Annotated in this window: 1 protein-coding gene; it reads left to right on the top strand. The window is 67.7% G+C overall.

Annotated features, from left to right (window positions below; translation table 11 throughout):
• Positions 1 to 107 precede the first annotated feature (107 nt).
• Positions 108 to 1,091 (top strand): IS481 family transposase (locus tag Aco03nite_RS52430; RefSeq protein WP_203810786.1); only part of this gene is annotated, 984 nt, incomplete at its 3' end.

Below are 1,091 nucleotides of genomic sequence, written 5' to 3'. Positions count from 1 at the left end.
TGTTCTGACCACGGACGTTGGTAACGCGGTGGAAGTCCTGACATAGGTGAGGACCTCCGGGTGAGGTGGAGCTTGTCGAAGGTTCCGTTTCACCCGGGAGGTCCTCTATGCCCCACGCTAACGCCACTCTGACCGAACGCGGCAGATTGCGGCTGGCCCGGTGCGTCGTGGATGACAAGTGGCCGCTACGGCGGGCCGCGGACCGATTCCAGGTCAGCCCGACCACCGCGAAACGCTGGGCCGACCGCTACCGCACCGACGGCCCGGCAGGCATGGCCGACCGCTCCAGCCGCCCGCACCACAGTCCGAACCGCACACCCCGCCCGATCGAACGCAAGGTCCTGCACCTACGCCGCAGCAAACGCCTCGGACCCGTCCGGATCGGCTGGCGACTCGGCCTGCCCGCCTCCACCTGCCACGCCATCCTGCGCCGGGCCGGTGCCGCCCGCCTGTCCCACCTCGACAGAGCCACCGCCGAACCCATCCGCCGCTACGAACACGACGCGCCCGGCGACCTGATCCACGTCGACATCAAGAAACTCGGCAACATCCCCGACGGCGGCGGCCACCGCACCCAGGGACGCCACCAGGGCAAACTCAACCGCACCGCCACACCCGGACATGCCACCGACGCCTGGGGCGGCGCCGGCGTCGGCTACGCCTATCTGCACACCGCCCTGGACGACCACTCCCGCCTGGCCTACACCGAAATCCTCACCGACGAGACCAAAGAAACCGCCACCGCCTTCTGGCGACGAGCCCACGCCTGGTTCACCGCGCAAGGGATCACCGTCACCCGGGTCCTGACCGACAACGGCTCCTGCTACAAGTCCCGGCTCTGGCACCAGACCTGCACCGAACTCGACGTCCGCGTGAAGAAGACCCGCCCGTACCGGCCGCAAACCAACGGCAAAGTCGAACGCTTCCACCGCACCCTCACCGAGGAATGGGCCTACACCAAGCCCTACACCAGCGAAAACGCCCGCCGAAAGGCCCTACCCCGATTCCTGCACACCTACAATCACCATCGCCACCACACCGCCATTGGCGGACCACCCGCCAACCGCGTTCCCAACCTCTCTGGGCAGAAC

The organism is Actinoplanes couchii (genome assembly GCF_016862075.1).
GTDB lineage: Bacteria > Actinomycetota > Actinomycetes > Mycobacteriales > Micromonosporaceae > Actinoplanes > Actinoplanes couchii.
Note: the sequence above shows the minus strand (reverse complement) of the source record. Positions and strands in the feature narration are given on the sequence as shown.